17 protein-coding genes are annotated in these 17,213 nt (G+C 60.4%); 7 read left to right on the forward strand and 10 right to left on the reverse strand.

The genetic code is table 11. From position 1 onward, the window contains the following. The first annotated feature begins 25 nt into the window (after positions 1 to 25). Positions 26 to 634, forward strand: a complete 609-nt coding sequence (locus DOU54_RS06110; RefSeq protein WP_004442121.1) for a pyridoxamine 5'-phosphate oxidase family protein — start codon at positions 26 to 28, stop codon at positions 632 to 634. A gap of 94 nt (positions 635 to 728) precedes the next feature. On the opposite strand, the gene DOU54_RS06115 is transcribed toward DOU54_RS06110, so the two are convergent. The 8 genes from DOU54_RS06115 to DOU54_RS06155 form a co-directional block, all read right to left on the reverse strand. After that, a complete protein-coding gene (locus DOU54_RS06115) occupies positions 729 to 1,799 on the reverse strand; it encodes a GGDEF domain-containing protein (RefSeq protein ID WP_004442120.1) in 1,071 nt (356 codons plus the stop codon). 497 nt (positions 1,800 to 2,296) lie between these two features. Further along, positions 2,297 to 3,514, reverse strand: a complete 1,218-nt coding sequence (locus DOU54_RS06120; protein WP_113380570.1) for a molybdopterin molybdotransferase MoeA — start codon at positions 3,512 to 3,514, stop codon at positions 2,297 to 2,299. Further along, positions 3,515 to 4,021 (reverse strand): cyclic pyranopterin monophosphate synthase MoaC, encoded by a 507-nt coding sequence (gene moaC, locus DOU54_RS06125; protein ID WP_113380571.1) that lies wholly within the window; start codon positions 4,019 to 4,021, stop codon positions 3,515 to 3,517. It abuts the gene before it with no gap. A gap of 6 nt (positions 4,022 to 4,027) precedes the next feature. After that, positions 4,028 to 4,843, reverse strand: a complete 816-nt coding sequence (gene trpC, locus DOU54_RS06130) for an indole-3-glycerol phosphate synthase TrpC (protein ID WP_006698865.1) — start codon at positions 4,841 to 4,843, stop codon at positions 4,028 to 4,030. Positions 4,844 to 4,853: 10 nt separating this feature from the next. Then, a complete protein-coding gene (gene trpD / locus DOU54_RS06135; protein WP_006698866.1) occupies positions 4,854 to 5,867 on the reverse strand; it encodes an anthranilate phosphoribosyltransferase in 1,014 nt (337 codons plus the stop codon). 16 nt (positions 5,868 to 5,883) lie between these two features. Next, on the reverse strand, positions 5,884 to 7,776 hold the full coding sequence (locus DOU54_RS06140; protein ID WP_022556257.1) for a peptidyl-prolyl cis-trans isomerase: 1,893 nt from the start codon (positions 7,774 to 7,776) through the stop codon (positions 5,884 to 5,886). 404 nt (positions 7,777 to 8,180) lie between these two features. Beyond that, the gene (locus DOU54_RS27915; RefSeq protein ID WP_004442104.1) at positions 8,181 to 8,315 is read right to left on the reverse strand and encodes a hypothetical protein; all 135 of its coding nucleotides are present in this window, start codon (positions 8,313 to 8,315) and stop codon (positions 8,181 to 8,183) included. Between the two features lie 38 nt (positions 8,316 to 8,353). After that, positions 8,354 to 8,533 (reverse strand): hypothetical protein, encoded by a 180-nt coding sequence (locus DOU54_RS06155; RefSeq protein WP_004442101.1) that lies wholly within the window; start codon positions 8,531 to 8,533, stop codon positions 8,354 to 8,356. Between the two features lie 436 nt (positions 8,534 to 8,969). On the opposite strand from DOU54_RS06155, the gene coaD reads away from it, so the two are divergent. The 6 genes from coaD (at position 8,970) to DOU54_RS06190 (ending at position 14,368) form a co-directional block, all read left to right on the forward strand. After that, entirely contained in the window at positions 8,970 to 9,464 is a 495-nt protein-coding gene (gene coaD / locus DOU54_RS06165; RefSeq protein ID WP_004442098.1) for a pantetheine-phosphate adenylyltransferase, read from the forward strand. Between the two features lie 28 nt (positions 9,465 to 9,492). After that, positions 9,493 to 10,062 (forward strand): peptidylprolyl isomerase, encoded by a 570-nt coding sequence (locus DOU54_RS06170; RefSeq protein ID WP_004442095.1) that lies wholly within the window; start codon positions 9,493 to 9,495, stop codon positions 10,060 to 10,062. Positions 10,063 to 10,098: 36 nt separating this feature from the next. Beyond that, positions 10,099 to 10,608 carry a peptidylprolyl isomerase gene (locus DOU54_RS06175; protein ID WP_037093468.1) on the forward strand — a complete coding sequence of 170 codons (510 nt, stop codon included), beginning with the start codon at positions 10,099 to 10,101 and terminating at the stop codon, positions 10,606 to 10,608. Positions 10,609 to 10,806: 198 nt separating this feature from the next. After that, on the forward strand, positions 10,807 to 11,889 hold the full coding sequence (gene queA / locus DOU54_RS06180) for a tRNA preQ1(34) S-adenosylmethionine ribosyltransferase-isomerase QueA (RefSeq protein WP_113380572.1): 1,083 nt from the start codon (positions 10,807 to 10,809) through the stop codon (positions 11,887 to 11,889). Continuing rightward, positions 11,889 to 13,019 (forward strand): tRNA guanosine(34) transglycosylase Tgt, encoded by a 1,131-nt coding sequence (gene tgt / locus DOU54_RS06185; protein ID WP_004442089.1) that lies wholly within the window; start codon positions 11,889 to 11,891, stop codon positions 13,017 to 13,019. The genes queA and tgt overlap by 1 nt, the downstream gene beginning before the upstream one ends. A gap of 191 nt (positions 13,020 to 13,210) precedes the next feature. Continuing rightward, positions 13,211 to 14,368 carry an aminodeoxychorismate synthase component I gene (locus DOU54_RS06190; RefSeq protein ID WP_048902825.1) on the forward strand — a complete coding sequence of 386 codons (1,158 nt, stop codon included), beginning with the start codon at positions 13,211 to 13,213 and terminating at the stop codon, positions 14,366 to 14,368. Here the strand turns inward: DOU54_RS06190 and DOU54_RS06195 are convergent, their stop codons facing one another. Further along, entirely contained in the window at positions 14,369 to 15,646 is a 1,278-nt protein-coding gene (locus tag DOU54_RS06195) for a type III PLP-dependent enzyme (RefSeq protein ID WP_022556253.1), read from the reverse strand. Next, complete coding sequence (locus DOU54_RS06200; RefSeq protein WP_113380573.1) at positions 15,630 to 17,162, reverse strand: AMP-binding protein; 1,533 nt, start codon at positions 17,160 to 17,162, stop codon at positions 15,630 to 15,632. Before DOU54_RS06200 ends, DOU54_RS06195 begins: the two co-directional genes overlap by 17 nt. Positions 17,163 to 17,213 lie beyond the last annotated feature (51 nt).

Here is a 17,213-nt window from a genome sequence, read left to right on the forward strand (position 1 = left end):
GTGATTTCGAGGGATAGGAACTGACATGACGATCATTCGCACGGTCGAGGAATTAAAGGCCATCTATGACGGCACGAGCGAGGCATCCATCGCCAAGGTGACAGCCGCGCTGACGGCCGAATACAGGCTGATGATCGAAACGTCACCGTTTCTCGCTCTGGCGACGGTGGGGCCGGAGGGCATGGACTGTTCACCGCGCGGCGACAAGGGCGGTGTGGTGCGCGTGGACGATGACAAGACCGTGCTGCTGCCGGACTGGCGCGGCAATAACCGCGTGGATTCGCTTCTCAACATCGTGCGGGATCCGCGCGTGGCGCTGATGTTCCTGATCCCCGGCTCGAATACGACCATGCGCATCAATGGCCGCGCCTTGGTTTCCGTTGACCCAACGTTGTTGCAGAGCTTCGAGATGGATGGCAAACATCCGCGCACCGTCATCGTGGTCACGATCGACGAAGTCTATTTCCAGTGTGCACGGGCGCTGATGCGGTCTGAATTGTGGAATCCCGACAATTTTGTCGACCCGTCGTCGCTTCCGACGCCGGGTCTGCTGCTCAAGGCGGCCAAGGCGGAATTCGATCAGGAGACCTATGATCGCGAATGGGCGGCGCGCGCGGCGAAGACGATGTGGTGAGGCTTCCCCCTCTCGCCCTCATTCCTATGCTTGTCAGGAATGAGGGCGGGGACAGCGCTGTGTTTTTAATGCGCCCAAATCGGCGCAATTTGCCTCAAGTCCGATAAATCAGCCAGTTTTTGCCGGTATAGTTCTTCTGCATACCGTCCTCGTAGAAAACCGAGCGGTTCCGGCCGGTTTCCTTGGCGTGGTAGAGCGCCGTATCCGCATGGGCGTAAAGTTCGGTCGGATTGGTGGCCTGCGCGGCAGCGGCAAAACCGATCGAGATCGTTACCGTGCCGTAATCCGCGCCTGATCTCGAATTGCGGAAGGGTGTGCTCTCCAGCGACAGGCGGATCCGCTCGCACATCACCATGACTTCCTCCGGCGTATTGCCGTCGAGAATGATGGCGAATTCCTCGCCGCCGCTTCTGGCGACGAAGCCGTCCTTGCGGACATTCGCCCGAATGACCGAAGCGACGGTAGCCAGAATCTTGTCGCCTACCGGATGGCCGAACGTGTCGTTGATCCGCTTGAAGTGATCGATATCGAGCAGGACGAGCGACGTATATTGCAGGCCGATGGAGGTATCATAAACGGTTGCCAGCCGGTCGTCGAAAGCCCGCCGGTTGGAAAGGCGGGTCAGCGAATCGGTATTGGCGATGCGCTTGTATTCATCCAGCTCCAGGCGCACCTGGTGCATTTCCTCGGCATGGCGGTTGACGTCGTTGAACGCCTTTTCGCCGTCGATGATCTTCGAGCCGGTGGCCTCGGCCAGCAACGCAATTGCGTTTCTCAGAATATTGCTGCTGGCGGCATTCTTGTCATCGATACGCTGCCGCGTCTCGCCGAGGATCCTGTTGTAGTTCTCGATGGAGGATTGTTCCCGCCGTAAGGTCCCCAGAAGGGCTTCCAGTTCGCGTCGCAGCTTTTCATGCGCATCGTCGATGAAGCGCGCGGGACCGCCATCACCGTAACGCGCGGATAGCTCGTCCAGATCGTCCTGCGTCACCCGGTTTCCCAGCGCCGCCAGATCCTTGGTCAGCGCAGGGTTCGAACCGATATAGGCTTCGTAGAAAAGGCTGTAGTTGCGCGGGATCGGCGAAACACCCATGCTCCGCATGGCGTGGGCAATCTGCCCGGCAATGTCGGGTCCCGTGGTCTTGGGCGTGGATGCCGTGTTCATCAAGAAACTCCAGTGAGTCTGCTTATAGACTATGATTATTATTATGGAGGCTGTTTTGAAAAGCTTAATTTATGGAGAACTAATTTTTATTGCAGGAAATTCTATTTTGTACGATTTTTATCTTATTTAATTGATAATTATAAGTAATTTTCATTTTTTGGAATTTCCGGAATTTTTGACCTCTACTATCCGCCTTGGTGACAGTTTCGCATTTATTCTGTCAATCCCGATAACGCTTTGCAGCTGATTTATTTTGGCACAGCAACGCGATTCGTGGAGAGGAAAAAAGCTCAAGGGGCGGGGAATTTCCATTCGCCAAGACATGGTTTTGGGTGCGCCGATATTTGTCGGCCGCCTCCAAAGGCGTAACGTTACAGTTTGTCTGGCGGACCTGAGGGGATTGAACGCGGCGCCGTTCCGGGCGATGTCAGCAGGCGGGTGTACAAATGCCTCATCCGAGTGCCGTGAAAGCGTGTTGTCTACGTTTGGCTGCGGGTTCAGGCCCTGAGTTTGATGACCGGGCATTCGGCCCCGGCGTCAGCCTGCGGCGCATGGGGAGGGCGTACGATCAGGACGTCGGAATGGGCGAGGATGTTCATCATGGATGAATCCTGTCTGGCGTAAGGCTCCGCCACGACCACGCCGCCTTGACCGCTAACCAGGCGGGCGCGAAGATAATCCTGGCGGTGGTCGTTGGCCTTCAGCGCCGTCGCGGTTCTTGCGGTCGCGATGCGTTGCGGGGGCAGGTGCCGGCCAATCCGGCTGACCAAGGGTTCAAGGAAAAGCAGACCACAAACGAGACTGGCCACGGGGTTTCCGGGCAGGCCGAGAACCTGCATGCTGCCGATGGAGCCCACCATCAGCGGTTTTCCCGGCCGCATGGCGATGCGCCAGAAATCGAGCTGCATGCCCTCCGCCTTCAACGCAGCCTGCACCAGATCGTGGTCTCCGACGGAGGCGCCGCCGAGTGTCACCAGCACATCAACCTTCGCCGCGACGGCCTCGCCGATGGCGGCGCGGATCAGCGCGTCATCATCGGAGATAATGCCGAGATCCAGTACCTCTGCACCGGCCTTGCGGGCCAGCGCGGCGACGCCGAAGGTGTTGGACGCGATGATCTGCGCCGGCTGCGGAACGCTTCCAGGCGGCAGCAACTCGTCGCCGGTGGCAAGGATGGCGATGCGTGGCCTGCGATAGACGGTAAGCGTGGCGTGGTTCGTCGCCGCCGCCAGCGTGAGATCGGCAAAGCCGAGTTCCCTTCCAGCCTCCAGCACCGTTTCGCCTTTGGTAAAATCCTGCCCGCGCGGTCGGATATGTCGCCCGGCGGTGACATCGAAGGCCGTGCGGATCTTTCCGCCTTCCAGGACTTCGGCATCCTCCTGAATGAGGATCGTATCCGCACCCTGCGGCACGGGCGCGCCGGTGAAGATGCGCACGGCCTGTCCTTCACCCACCGTACCGGCAAAAGCATGACCGGCGGCGGCCTGGCCGATGACGGTGAGGACCGAGCGGATGGCCGGTGCATCGGCGCTGCGCAATGCATAACCGTCCATGGCTGAGGCATCGAAGGGGGGCTGGGTGAGGCTTGCGATGAGATCGACCGAGAGAACGCGGCCGTCGCATTCGGCGAGCGGCAGAGTTTCGGTGTCGGTGACCGGAACCGCTGCGTCCAGAAGGCGCGCGATGGCCTCATCCACGGGCAGCAGCGGCTTCATTCAGTTCTCCTGTCGCCCGAAATCGCTGGCTTTGAAATCACCGGATTTGCCGCCGCTCTTTTCAAGCAGGCGGATATTGACGATCTCCATCGCCTTGTCGGCGGCCTTCGCCATGTCATAGATCGTCAGGCAGGCGATGGAGACGGCGGTCAGCGCTTCCATTTCCACGCCGGTCTTGCCCGACAGTTTCACCCTGGCCTCAACGCGGAGGCCGGGCAGGGTGGCATCTTCGGTGATGTCCACCGCCACCTTGGTCAGCATCAGCGGGTGGCAGAGCGGAATGAGATTGGCGGTCTGCTTCGCGGCCATGATGCCGGCCAGCCGTGCGGTGCCGATGACATCGCCCTTCTTGGCGTTGCCGTCGTGGATAAGCGCCAGCGTTTCCGGCTTCATTTTCACGAAGCCTTCGGCCACCGCAACACGCACGGTTTCCGCCTTGTCGCCAACATCGACCATATGCGCTTCACCGGCCGCGTCGATATGGGTGAGCTTCTGGGCGTCGCTCATCCGGGTTTATTCCGCTGCCAGAATGCCGGACTGGCCCGTCAGCAGCGCCTTGGTGGCCGCCGTCACATCGTCCTTGCGCATCAGGCTTTCACCGACGAGGAAGGTGCTGATGCCGCTTTTTTTCAGGCGCTGGCAATCCTCGAAGGTGAAGATGCCGCTTTCGCCCACCAGCAGCCTGTCGGCGGGCACCAGTCCCGCCAGCCTTTCGCTGGTTTCGAGGCCAACCTCGAAAGTGCGAAGATTACGATTGTTGATGCCGAAAAGCGGCGAGTCGAGCTTCAGCGCCCGTTCCGTTTCCTCTTCGTCGTGCACTTCGATCAGCACATCCATGCCAAGCGCGAAAGCCTCGTCTTCCAGCCGTTTCGCGTTGTCATCCGACAGCGAGGCCATGATGAGGAGAATGCAGTCCGCGCCCCAGGCGCGGGCTTCGTGCACCTGATAGGTGTCGAACATGAAATCCTTGCGCAGCGCGGGCAGGGCGCAGGCATTGCGGGCGGCGGTCAGGAACTCCGGAGCGCCTTGAAAGCTCGGCCTGTCTGTCAGGACAGAAAGACATGCAGCGCCGCCAGCCTCATAGGCCGCAGCCAGCGCCGGCGGATCGAAATCGGGGCGGATGAGGCCCTTGGAGGGGCTGGCCTTCTTGATTTCGGCGATAAGGCCGAACTTGCCCTCGGCCTGCTTTGTTTTCAGCGCCCTGTAAAAACCGCGGGGCGCGCTCTGGTCGGCAGCCATGGCCTTCAGATCGGCCAGTGAAACCTTCGCCTTGGCGGCGGCGATTTCTTCGAGCTTGTAAGTCTCGATCTTCTTGAGAATGTCGCTCATGATCTCGCTCTCATTCCTCGTTTGATACGGCGACCAGACGCTCCAGCGCGGCGGCGGCCTTGCCGCTGTCGAGGGCATCGCTGGCAATCGTCATAGCCTGGCCAAGCGTTTCCGCCTTGCCGGCGATGACAAGCGCTGCGGCTGCGTTGCAAAGCGATACGTCGCGATAGGCATTGCGCTTGCCTGAAAGAACCTCGCGCAGCGCCGCCGCATTGGCAATGCCGTCGCCGCCCTTGAGGTCGTCCATCCGCGCCGGCTCAACGCCGAAATCTTTTGGGGTCAGCTCGAAGGTGCGGATATTGCCGCCTTCGAGCGCCGCCACATGGGTGACGCCCGTGGTGGTGACTTCATCCATGCCGTCGCCATGCACGACCCAGATGCTTTCCGAACCCAGATCACGCAGCACTTCGGCAAGCGGCACCAGCCAGCGTGGCGAAAACACGCCGAGCAATTGCCGTTTTGCGCCGGCCGGGTTGGAGAGGGGGCCGAGCAGGTTGAAGATCGTGCGCGTACCGAGTTCGACGCGGCTCGGGCCAACGTGGCGCATGGCGGAATGGTGCATCTGCGCGAACATGAAGCCGAGACCCGCCTCGCTGATGCAGCGGGCGATGAGATCGGGACCGATATCGAGCTTCACGCCGAGTGCGGAAAGCGCATCTGCCGTGCCGGATTTGGAACTCAATGCCCGGTTGCCGTGCTTGGCGACCGGCAGGCCCGTGCCGGCGACGATGATCGAGGCGAGTGTCGAGATGTTGTAGGTCCCGATGCCGTCACCGCCGGTGCCGACGATATCGATGGCATTGGCGGGGGCGGAAACCGGCAACATCCGGGAACGCATGGAGGAGACTGCGCCGACGATTTCGTCGACCGTTTCACCGCGCACGCGCAGCGCCATCAGGAAACCGCCGATCTGCGACGGCGTGGCTTCGCCCGACATCAGAATGTCGAAAGCCGTGCGCGCATCCTCGCGGTTCAGGCTTTCTCCATTCGCAACCCTGGCGATCAGCGGCTTCAGTTCGGCCATCTCGTCGCCTCCCGGGTTAGAAGCCGACCATCGCCTGGTCGGCGAGGGCCTGGTTGATCGTCACACCATAGTCATTCTGCAGGCGGTTGACCATCTGGTCCAGCATGTCGTCGCCGGCCGCGCGGGCAATGGCGGCAAACTGCTGGTCGTCATTGGCGAGCGCGTCCGGCGTCGCGTTGGTGTCGACAGAGGTGACCTTGAAGAGGATGCGGCTGGAACCATCGGCATCGGCCGCCGTGCCGACCACGCCTTCGGCGCCCGAGAAGACGGCGGCGATGGTCTGGCGACCGAAAATCGCATCTTCGCTGGTGCGGCGCAGGCCGGATTTCTGTTCGACTGCAAGGCTCAGCTCACCCGCGACAGCCTCCAGCGTCTCGCCCTTTTCAACGCGGGCCTTCAGCTCGTCGGCCTTGGCGGCAAGTGCGGTGCGCTGCTGCTCGGCCGTCCAGTCGGCAACGACATCGTCGCGGACTTCGGCAAGCGTGCGGTCGCGGGCAGGGATGATCTGCTCGACGTCGAACCAGATGTAACCTTCGCGGCCGAGATTGATCGGCAGGGCCTCGGTTCCGGGTTCGGTCTTGAACACGTCCTGGGCGAGCTGCGGGGAGGGCAGGCCTTCGACCGCATCGCCCTTTTCGTCGAGACCGGCTGCGTCGATGGCGGCAATGGTGACCGGTTTCAGGTTCAGCTGCTGTGCGGCGTCCGCAAGCGAAGAACCGCCGGCGCGCAGATCCTCGTAACGGTCGTGCACATTGGTGATTTCTTCCGCGGCGGCAGCGGTGGCGAGATCCTTGCGGATGTCTTCCTTTGCCTCTTCCAGCGTGCGGGTGGTTTCCGGCTTGATGCCCGTGACGCGCAGAAGTACCGGGCCGAACGAACCTTCAACCACTGGCGAAACGCCCCCATCCTTCTGGATCGCAAAAGCGGCATCGGCAATCGACTGGTCGGGGATGGTATCCTTTGTGAATTCGCCAAGCGTGACGTCGGACGGCGTCTTGCCCTGATCCTTCACCACCTGGTCATAGGTGGTGTTGCCGAGCCTGATCTGCTCGGCGGCGGCAGCGGCCATTTCCTTGTCCGGGAAGGTCAGCTGCTCGACCGTGCGGCGGCCGGCGGTGCGGAAGCTGTCCTTGTGGCTGTTATAATAATCGGCGATCTGGGCGTCCGTTACCGAGGCTGGCTCCGCGATGTCGGAAGGTTCCAGCTTCACATAGGTGAATTTGCGGAATTCCGGCGCGCGATATTTCGTCTTGTTCGTCTCGAACCAGGGGGCGAGAACGTCGTCGCCGGGGGCCTTGACCGGCGGGATGACGGCGTTTGAAAGAATGACATAATCAACGGCGCGCTGCTCGTTGCGATATTGCTTCAGGGCATCCACGAGAACCTGCGGTGCGGCAAAACCGTCCGAGACGGCTTCAACGATCTGGCTGCGCACGGCGACCTTGCTGCGTTCCTTGATGTAGTCGTCCTCGCGGAAACCGGAATTGCGCAGGCGCTCCGTAAAGAGGTTGCGGTCGAACTGGCCATTGACCGATTTGAAGGCGGGGTCTTCGGCAATGAGTTTGGCAAGACGGTCTTCCGAAAGACCGAGGTTCATCTTCGAAGCGAGTTCGTCAAGCGATGCCCCGGCTGCAAGCTGGCTGAAGACCTGGCGGTCGATGCCGAAGGCCTTGGCCTGTTCGGTCGTCAGCCTTGTGCCGAACTGGCGGCTGAGATCGGAAATCTGCCGCTGATAGGCGAGGCGGAATTCCTCCGGGCTGACCGTCTGGTCACCCACCGTCATGACGGCGTGGGAATTGGCGGTGACAAGCGATGCGGAAACGCCCCAGATGCCAAAAGAAACAACAAGCAGGAGAAGCAGCAGCTTGGCTGCCATGGTTCGAGAAGCATTTCTCAGGGAATCGAGCATCGTTATGCAAACCTCACAGGAACGTCATCGCGGTCGCCGGCTGTCCGGCCCGCAACGTATCGGCGTTCCTTAAATCAATCCATTCGGAAATTGAAGGGAATTTCCCTTGGAAAAACGGGGTTTTGAAAACGGTTGTGTGATTGGAGGTGCCGAAATGGAGGCAACGGATGGATATCAGCGGCGTCCACACCGTCATTCCTGTGCTTGTGACAGGAATCGAGCCCGCCCAAGTCCTTGGGCTGAAAAGAGTCTTTCCGTCGCACAGACGTGTGTTGACTGGATTCTCGTCACAAGCAGAGGAACGAGGGCGGCCATCGCAGGCCTTTCAAAACAAAACCGCCCGGAGGGTCCAGGGCGGTTGAGAAAAATCATTCTTAAAGCGGATTTATGCCAGCCTGCCGCACTCAAAAAGCGCGGTCGCGCCGGATCATCGCCTTGAACTCCTCGTCCTCGCGTCGCATCTCAGCGACGACAGAGATCATTGACATCACGAACATTACGCTGATCAGGGCAAGAAGCATCGTCAGAAATGTGAACATGATGTCGTCTCCGGAGTTTCGAGAGTTTCTCCCCGTTATCAGTAATAATTCATATACTGGTAGCGGGCGGTCAGTTGCGGATAGTCAGGTCCAAGCTTTTCAGGCTTCTGTTCATAAAGGCTAAACGTCGTTGCTACCATTGCGATAACCAGAACTGTCCAGGCGGTGCTGATGACGCTGATTTTCGCCGAAGTAGACTGTTTTTCTCTTACAAACATTTGTCTGTTCCTTTGGTTTCTTGTTAACGCACCATGTCCGATCATGTTCCGCGTCAATCATAAAAATCGATTAGCATCGCCCCGGTGAAACTTCCTTGAATGGCTCGTTCATCTGGCGTTCAGGAAACTGGCTGAGGCCGTCATTCGAGGAAAAGATACTCGGCTGCGAATGACGAGATGACCGAAACGACGATCATGAAGGCCAGCATTTTCGATTCTCCGGTTGCTTAACGGGCGAAAGGCATTTCGGTTTCCCGATGCTGTGCATTTAAACAAAATGGCTCTGAAACCGCACTGAACGGCCCGTTCATCGGGGGTTCACGGCACGGCCGCGCTTGTGAGGGGTGGTTATAAAGTCTTGCGCCGCGTGCTTCTCCATGACAAAAGGCGGCACATATGCTGAAGCGTCGAGACGCGCCCACCATCTGAGAGCGATATGACGATTGCCTTTTATCCAGGATCCTTCGATCCGATGACCAACGGACATCTGGATGTGCTTCTCCAGGCGCTGAACGTGGCGTCAAAGGTCATTGTCGCGGTTGGCATTCATCCCGGAAAAGCGCCGATGTTCAGTTTCGAGGAACGGGCAGGGCTGATAAAGCAGGCGCTTGCGGAGCAGCTGCCGGGCGAAGCGGCGCGCATGGACGTCGTTTCCTTCGATAATCTGGTTGTCGATGCGGCCCGTCAGCATGGCGCGCGACTTCTGCTGCGCGGCCTGCGTGACGGCACCGATCTCGATTATGAAATGCAGATGGCGGGCATGAACCGCCAGATGGCGCCCGATATCCAGACCGTGTTCCTGCCCGCCGGCACCTCGTCGCGACCCATTACAGCCACATTGGTTCGGCAGATCGCCGCCATGGGCGGCAATGTCGAAGCCTTTGTGCCGAAAGCCGTGCTTGAAGCCCTTAACGCCAAGCTGAAGCGCTGACTTCAGCCTTACATTTGGAGCCAATCCGATGAAACTCGTTCGATTTGCCTTTGCCGGCGCCATGTTTGCGGGCGCGCTTGCCGCCAGCACCTTTGCGTCTGCCGCCGAACTTCTCACCGTCCAGCTTAAGGACGGCCCCGTTGTCATCGAGCTTATGCCCGACGTCGCGCCGAAGCACGTGGCGCAGATCGAGGCGCTGGCCAAGAAGGGCGCTTACGACAACGTCGCCTTCCACCGCGTCATCGACGGCTTCATGGCGCAGACCGGCGACGTGCAGTATGGCAACATGGAGAAGGGCTTCAGCGCCCAGCGCGCAGGTACTGGCGGCTCCGACCTGCCGGATATTCCGGCCGAATTCTCCAAGGTTCCGTTCACGCGCGGCGTGGTCGGCATGGCCCGTTCGCAGGATCCGAATTCCGCCAATTCGCAGTTCTTCATCATGTTTGCCGACGGTCCGTTCCTGAACGGCCAGTACACCGTGGTCGGCAAGGTCGTGTCCGGCATGGAAGCCGTGGACAAGATCAAGCGCGGGCAGGGCAGCAACGGCGAAGTTTCCAACCCCGACCGGATGATCAAGGTCACTGTCGGCAAGAAGTAAGACAGGGCAATAGAGCCCGAACAGAGGAGAATAATCATGGCCGAGATCAAGGATCCGGAAAACACCATCATCATGGAAACGACGACCGGCAAGGTCTTGATCCAGCTGCTTCCGGAAGTTGCTCCGGGCCACGTTGCCCGCATCAAGGAACTGGTATCGGAAGGTGCTTATGACGGCGTCGTTTTCCACCGCGTCATCGAAGACTTCATGGCCCAGACCGGCGACGTGAAATTCGGCAAGAAGGGTTCCGAAAGCTTCAACCCGGCCCGCGCCGGCATGGGCGGCTCCGAAAAGCCGGACCTGAAGGCAGAATTCTCCGCCATCCCGCATGTGCGCGGCACCTGCTCCATGGCCCGTTCGCAGAACCCGAACTCCGCCAACTCGCAGTTCTTCATCTGCTTCACGGATTCCCCGTGGCTCAACAAGCAGTACACCGTCTGGGGCCAGGTCATCGAGGGCATGGAAGCCATCGACAAGGTCAAGCGCGGCGAGCCGGTGAAGGACCCCGATTCGATCGTTTCGATGAAGCTCGCTTCGGCGGCTTGAGAATAGCTTATAAGGTGTTTACCCGCTCCGCAGGAAACTGCGGGGCGTTTCACATTGATGACAAGGGTGCCAACCTCTCAGCCGTCATCCTCGGTCTCCGGATCAAGCCCGAGGATGACGTCTCGTTAGACGAAGCCTTGTCACTCCCACCACCCGCCCCATTGAGGGCGGGTTTTGATATTTTCGAGAGCCCTTGCAATGCGTGTAGACCTGTTCGATTTCGACCTGCCCGAGGAGAATATCGCCCTACGCCCGGCGAACCCGCGCGACAGCGCGCGCCTGCTGGTGGTCGATCCGAATGAAAATCGCATGGAAGACCATCGCGTTTTCGACCTGCCGTCCTTCCTGCGGGCCGGCGATGCGCTTGTTTTCAACGACACCCGCGTCATTCCCGCCCAGCTTGAAGGTGTCAGGCTGCGCGAAGGCGCGCCGGAGACGGCCGTTTCGGCCACGCTGCACATGCGCGCCGATCAGTCCCGCTGGAAGGCTTTCGCGCGTCCCGGCAAGCGCATCAAGCAGGGCGACCGCATCCGTTTCGGTTATGAGCGCGACAATGCCTGCGGCCTTGCCCATCTGGAGGCCACCGTCGAGCAGAAGGGCGAGGAGGGCGAGATCACGCTGCTGTTCGACGTCTCCGGTCCCGTTCTGGACGAGGCCATTGCCTCCGTCGGCCATATTCCCCTGCCGCCCTATATCGCGGCCAAACGGCCGGAAGATGCGCAGGACCAGACCGACTACCAGACCATCTACGCCCGCGAGAAGGGCGCCGTTGCCGCGCCTACCGCCGGGCTGCATTTCACGCCCGACCTATTTGCGGCGCTCGACAAGGCCGGTATCGAGCGGCATTTCGTGACGCTTCACGTTGGGGCAGGCACCTTCCTGCCGGTCAAGGCCGATGATACCGACGATCACAAGATGCATTTCGAAATCGGCCACGTCTCGCAGGAAACAGCCGACAGGCTGAATGCGATCAAGGCGCGGGGCGGGCGCATTGTCTGCGTGGGCACGACGTCGCTGCGTCTGATCGAAAGCGCGGCTGCGGAGGATGGCATCATTCACCCGTGGTCCGATGCGACCGGCATTTTCATCACGCCCGGTTATCGTTTCCGCGCGGTCGATATGCTGATGACCAATTTCCACCTGCCGAAATCGACGCTGTTCATGCTGGTTTCGGCTTTCTGCGGTCTCGAAACGATGCGTGACGCATATAAGCACGCCATCGAAACCGGATACCGTTTCTATTCCTATGGCGATTCCAGCCTGTTGTTCCGGAAAAACTGATGCACGACAAATTCACCTTCACCCTGAAAGCCACGAGCGGCGGCGCGCGCCTAGGCGAAGTCGCCATGCCGCGTGGCGTCATCCGCACGCCCGCCTTCATGCCCGTCGGCACTGTCGGCACCGTCAAGGCCATGTATCTTGATCAGGTGCGCGAGCTGGGGGCGGATATCATTCTCGGCAATACCTATCACCTGATGCTGCGGCCCGGCCCCGAGCGTGTCGCCCGCCTTGGCGGCCTGCATGAGCTGATCCGCTGGCCACACCCGATCCTCACCGATAGCGGCGGTTTTCAGGTGATGTCGCTTTCCGGTCTGCGCAAGCTGGATGAGAAGGGCGTGACCTTCAAGAGCCATGTGGACGGTTCGCTGCATCACATGTCACCGGAACGCTCGATCGAAATTCAGGGCCTGCTCGATTCGGACATCCAGATGCAGCTCGATGAGTGCATCGCGCTGCCGGCCGAGCGCAAGGAAATCGAGCGCGCCATGGAAATGTCGCTGCGCTGGGCCGAGCGCTGCCGCGTCGCCTTTGGCGACCAGCCCGGCAAGGCCATGTTCGGCATCGTGCAGGGCGGCGACCAGCCGGACCTGCGCATTCGCTCCGCCGAAGGGCTGAAGCAGCTCGATCTCAAGGGTTATGCGGTCGGCGGCCTTGCCGTCGGTGAGCCGCAGGATGTGATGCTGGGCATGCTCGATATTACCCTGCCGGTGCTGCCCACTGAAAAGCCGCGTTACCTGATGGGCGTCGGCACGCCTGACGATATCCTGAAATCGGTGGCGCGCGGCATCGACATGTTCGACTGCGTGATGCCGACGCGTTCCGGCCGTCATGGTCTGGCCTTTACGCGCCGCGGCAAGGTCAATATCCGCAATGCCCGCCATGCCGAGGATATGCGCCCGCTCGACGAACAATCCAACTGCCCGGCCTCGCGCGATTACTCCCGCGCCTATCTGCATCACCTCGTACGCGCCAACGAGGCGCTGGGCGGCATGCTGCTCTCCTGGCACAATCTTGCCTATTATCAGGAGCTGATGCAGGGTATCCGCAAGTCGATCGAGGAAGGCCGTTTCGCCGATTTTTATGCGGAAACCATCGAAATGTGGGCGCGGGGCGATATAGACCCGGTTTAATGCCTCGTGACCTGTCTCCACACTCGACGTCATCCTCGGTCTCGTGCCGAGGATCTGCCGAGATCGCTAAAGTCAACGGGTGGTAGATCCTCGGGACATCCTCGGATTTGATCCGGGAACCGGGGATGACGATGGAAAGGTATCTTTCCGACGCCCTGCAGTCTCCAGATTTACCTTCTACGGATTTTTCCTTGGCACATGCGCCTTACGTTCTTTTCCGGGATGACACGACCGGCACGGTGACAGCCTTCACCGAGCCGGAGGAAATCATCGTCGCGGATGAGCGAGAAGCATTTTTTGCAGCGCTGAAGCGCATGGAAGAACTGCGCCGTGCCGGAAAATATTTAGCTGGCTATGTGTCTTATGAGGCCGGTTTCCTGTTCGAGCCGAAGCTTGCGTCTTTTGCGGCCGAACCGCGCAACGTGCCGTTCCTGAATTTCGGGGTCTTTTCCGGCCCGCAGCCGGATGACGGCCGCTTTGCGCGGCCTGACGAAGTTCCGGGCGCGGATGCGTTTCTTGCCGATCCGGTCCCGGCATGGACACTTCCCGAGTATCGGCGGCGTTTCGAGCTGTTGCACGACCATATACGCCGGGGCGACTGTTATCAGGGCAATCTGACCATGCCCGTCCATGCCCGCTGGAGCGGCGATCCGCTGACGGCATTCTGGTCATTGATCGAGCGCCAGCCGGTGAAATATGGCGCGCTGGTCGATCTCGGCGGCCCGGTCATCCTGTCACGCTCGCCGGAACTGTTTTTCTCGGTTGACGGGCAGGGGTTCATCGAAACCCATCCCATGAAGGGAACGACGCCGCGCGGAGCGGATGCGGAGGAGGACAGGGCGATCATCGCGGCAATGCTTGCGGATGAAAAGACGCTCGCCGAAAACCGGATGATCGTTGATCTCTTGCGCAACGATATTTCCCGCATCACCGAGGTCGGCAGCCTCGATGTGCCACGGCTTTTCGATATCGAGACCTATCCGACCGTGCACCAAATGGTCAGCCATATCAGGGCGAAACTGTTGCCTGGCATGACGGTGGAAGACATTTTCGCCGCGTTGTTTCCCTGCGGATCGGTTACCGGTGCGCCCAAAATGTGGGCGATGAAAATCCTGCGCGAACTGGAAGCGACGCCCCGCGACGCCTATTGCGGCGCCATCGGCCTCATGTCTCCTGGTGGTGAAATGCGCTTTTCGGTGGCGATCCGTACGATGACACTGTTCGATGACGGTCGCGCCGTCTTTAATGTCGGCGGCGGCATCGTCTTCGATTCCATGGCTGAGGCGGAATATGACGAGTGCCTGCTGAAATCGAAATTCGCTGTGGGGGACAGGCTGCTGCGAAGGTGATTATCGCCCGATCATCTCAAACGCCCCATTTTCCACCAGCACTTCCTTCGCCACCGCGTGGCTTAGAAAACCCCCGGGACTGGCGCTTGCGCCATAGGCGCCTGACTGCAGGATGGCGATGAGGTCACCGGCCTGGAGCCTCGGCAATGCCGCATTGCGAGCCAGCGTATCGAGTGGCGTGCAGAGCGGGCCGACGATGGTTGCAGTCTCCGCGTGGTCGGCCTGCATCATGGCGGGCGCAACGATGGGGTAGTTGCGCTTGACGATCTGACCGAGATTGCCCGAAGCGGCCAGGTGATGGTGCATGCCGCCATCCGTCACAACGAAGGTGGTTCCGCGCGAGGTCTTCACGGAATTGACTTCGGCCGTATAGATGCCGCCCGGACCGGCGAGGAAGCGGCCGGGCTCGACGATGACATGGGCGTCGGCGATCAGCGGATGCGCTTTCAGCAGTGCCTTCAGATCGGGGACGGCGGCTTTTACCTTCGCGAGATCGAGCGGTGCTTCGCCGGCGAAGTAAGGGATGCCGAGGCCGCCGCCGAGATCGATGGTTTCAAGCGGCTTGCCGAGCATTTCCGCCATGCGGGCGGCAATTGAGATGGCATGTCGCCATTGCGAGACAAGCATGTCCGCATCGAGGATCTGAGTGCCGCCATAGATATGGATGCCGACGAGATCGATAACGCCCGCGCGCCGGAAAAGCGGCAGGATATTTTCCAGTTCTTCCTCATCGAAACCAAAAGCGGTGGCCTTGCCGCCCATACGCATGGCGCCGGCTTGCGCATCCGGCACCGGATTGATGCGGACAGAGGCCTTGACGGGTTTGCCGATTGCCTCGATGCGGGCAATTTCCTCGGCGCTTTCGATATGGATTTCGCCGATGCCGCCCGTGATCACTTCGTGCAATTCGGCTCTGCTTTTGCCGGGCCCGGCAAAGATGATGTTTTCCGGCGCGACACCAGCCTTTATAGCGGCGCGATATTCGCCAGCGGAAGCGATTTCCGCGCCGGCGCCTTCCTGCCGGAAGAGTGCGATGATGGCGGGCAGGGGATTGGCCTTCACCGAATAATAGATATCGGCAAAACCGGAGAGCGTCGCCTGGAGATCGCGGTAGGCGCGGCGCATCGCGCCAGCATCATAGAGAAAGCATGGAGTTCCGGTTTCGGCGACGATATCGCGCACGGCAAGCCCGCCGATCACAAGATCGTTTTCACTGATATCGAATGACGCGGCCGCAAGGGCGGGACCGTGGCTCTGGGGTTTATCCGTGGGCGCCATTGTCCGTCCGTTCGCGCACAAGCGCGCGGTAGTCCACCTTGCCATTGGCGGTGACCGGCAACCGGTCGACCAGCTCGATGGCGCGCGGGATCATGAAGGGGGCGAGCATTTCAGCGGCCTTCTTCAGTGCCGCGGAAACATCGATATTTTCATTGGCGGCAGTCGCCACGGCATGCACCTTTTCCCCCGCAAAGGGGTCCGGAAGGCCGATGACGGCGACCTGCTGGAACAAGCCTGTTGACATCAGACTTTCTTCGACTTCGGTCGGGCTGATGCGATAACCCGAAGACTTGATCATCGCATCGTTACGGGCAACGAAGCTGAAGAACCCGTCTTCGTCTTCCACCGCCAGATCGCCGGAGTAACATACGGTTTCTCCGCCCAGTGCCGCCGGAATGAAGGGATGCGGGCGCAGGACTTTCGCCGTGTCTTCCGGCCGGTTCCAGTAGCCCAGCGAAACGGTCGGGCCTCGATGCACGAGAATGCCGGGTTCGCCGGGCTTTGCCCGCTGTCCCTCGGCGGTGACGATGAATATTTCACATTCGGGAATGGCCTTGCCGATGGAGGTCGGGCGGCGATCGATTTCATCCGGCGGCAGGAAGGTGGAGCGGAAGGCTTCGGTCAGGCCGTACATCAGGTAGATTTTCGTGTCCGGCAGCTTTTCGCGCAGCGCCTTCACAGTTTCCTGCGGCACGCGCCCGCCAGAATTGGTGATGTAGCGCAGATGCGGAAGCGGCGTCCTGGCAAGCGACGGCGCCGCCCTCGTCAGGATCGCCCAGACTGTCGGCACCCCGGCAAGCCCGGTCACGGCATGGTCGCGCAGGTCGCGGACGATGTCGTCACCGAGCCTAAAGGTGGAGATGATTGTTGTCGCGCCCTGTTCCACTGCCGTCAGCAGCTGGTTGAGGCCATAATCAAAGCTGAAGGGCAAAAGGGAAAGAATGCGATCCTTGCCGGTAATCTCCAGATAGGTGCGCACGATGCGCGCGCCGGCCAGGAGATTGCGATGCGACAGCATCACGCCCTTGGGTGAGCCGGTAGAACCGGATGTATAGAGGATCGCCGCGAGGTCTTCGCCGATTGCCGCCGGGCTTTTGACTGACGTCTTGCCGCCTTCGGCGATATCGTTCGCCAGAAGCACGCGGACACCGGCCAGACCTTCCAGCGCCGCGCTCAGCTCGTCGCGCATGGTCGCATTGCTGATGACAAGTTCGGCGCCGCAATCCACGATGATATGGCGTATCTGCTGCGCCTTCAGCAGCGCATTGACCGGCACGAAGACGCATCCGGCCATGCTGACGCCGAAGATCGACCAGCATTCTTCCGTGCCTCGCGGCAGAAAAATGACGACCCGGTCGCCGCGTTGCGCCCCGGCCTGCTGCAAGGCAGCCGCGCATCGTTCCGCCGCTTCGGCAAATTGCCGGTAGCTCAGGGATGTGTCTTTATAAACGATCGCCTGCCCGTCGCTTGCCGCGCTCGCGCCCAGCAGGTGGTGCAGCAGGAAAGGAGGTGTCATCTCCTTCGTTCCCTGAGGACGAAGGCGACGAGATCGGCGGGCGTGCCAAGG

Source organism: Agrobacterium sp. MS2, assembly GCF_003261015.1.
GTDB classification, from domain to species: Bacteria; Pseudomonadota; Alphaproteobacteria; order Rhizobiales; family Rhizobiaceae; genus Agrobacterium; species Agrobacterium pusense.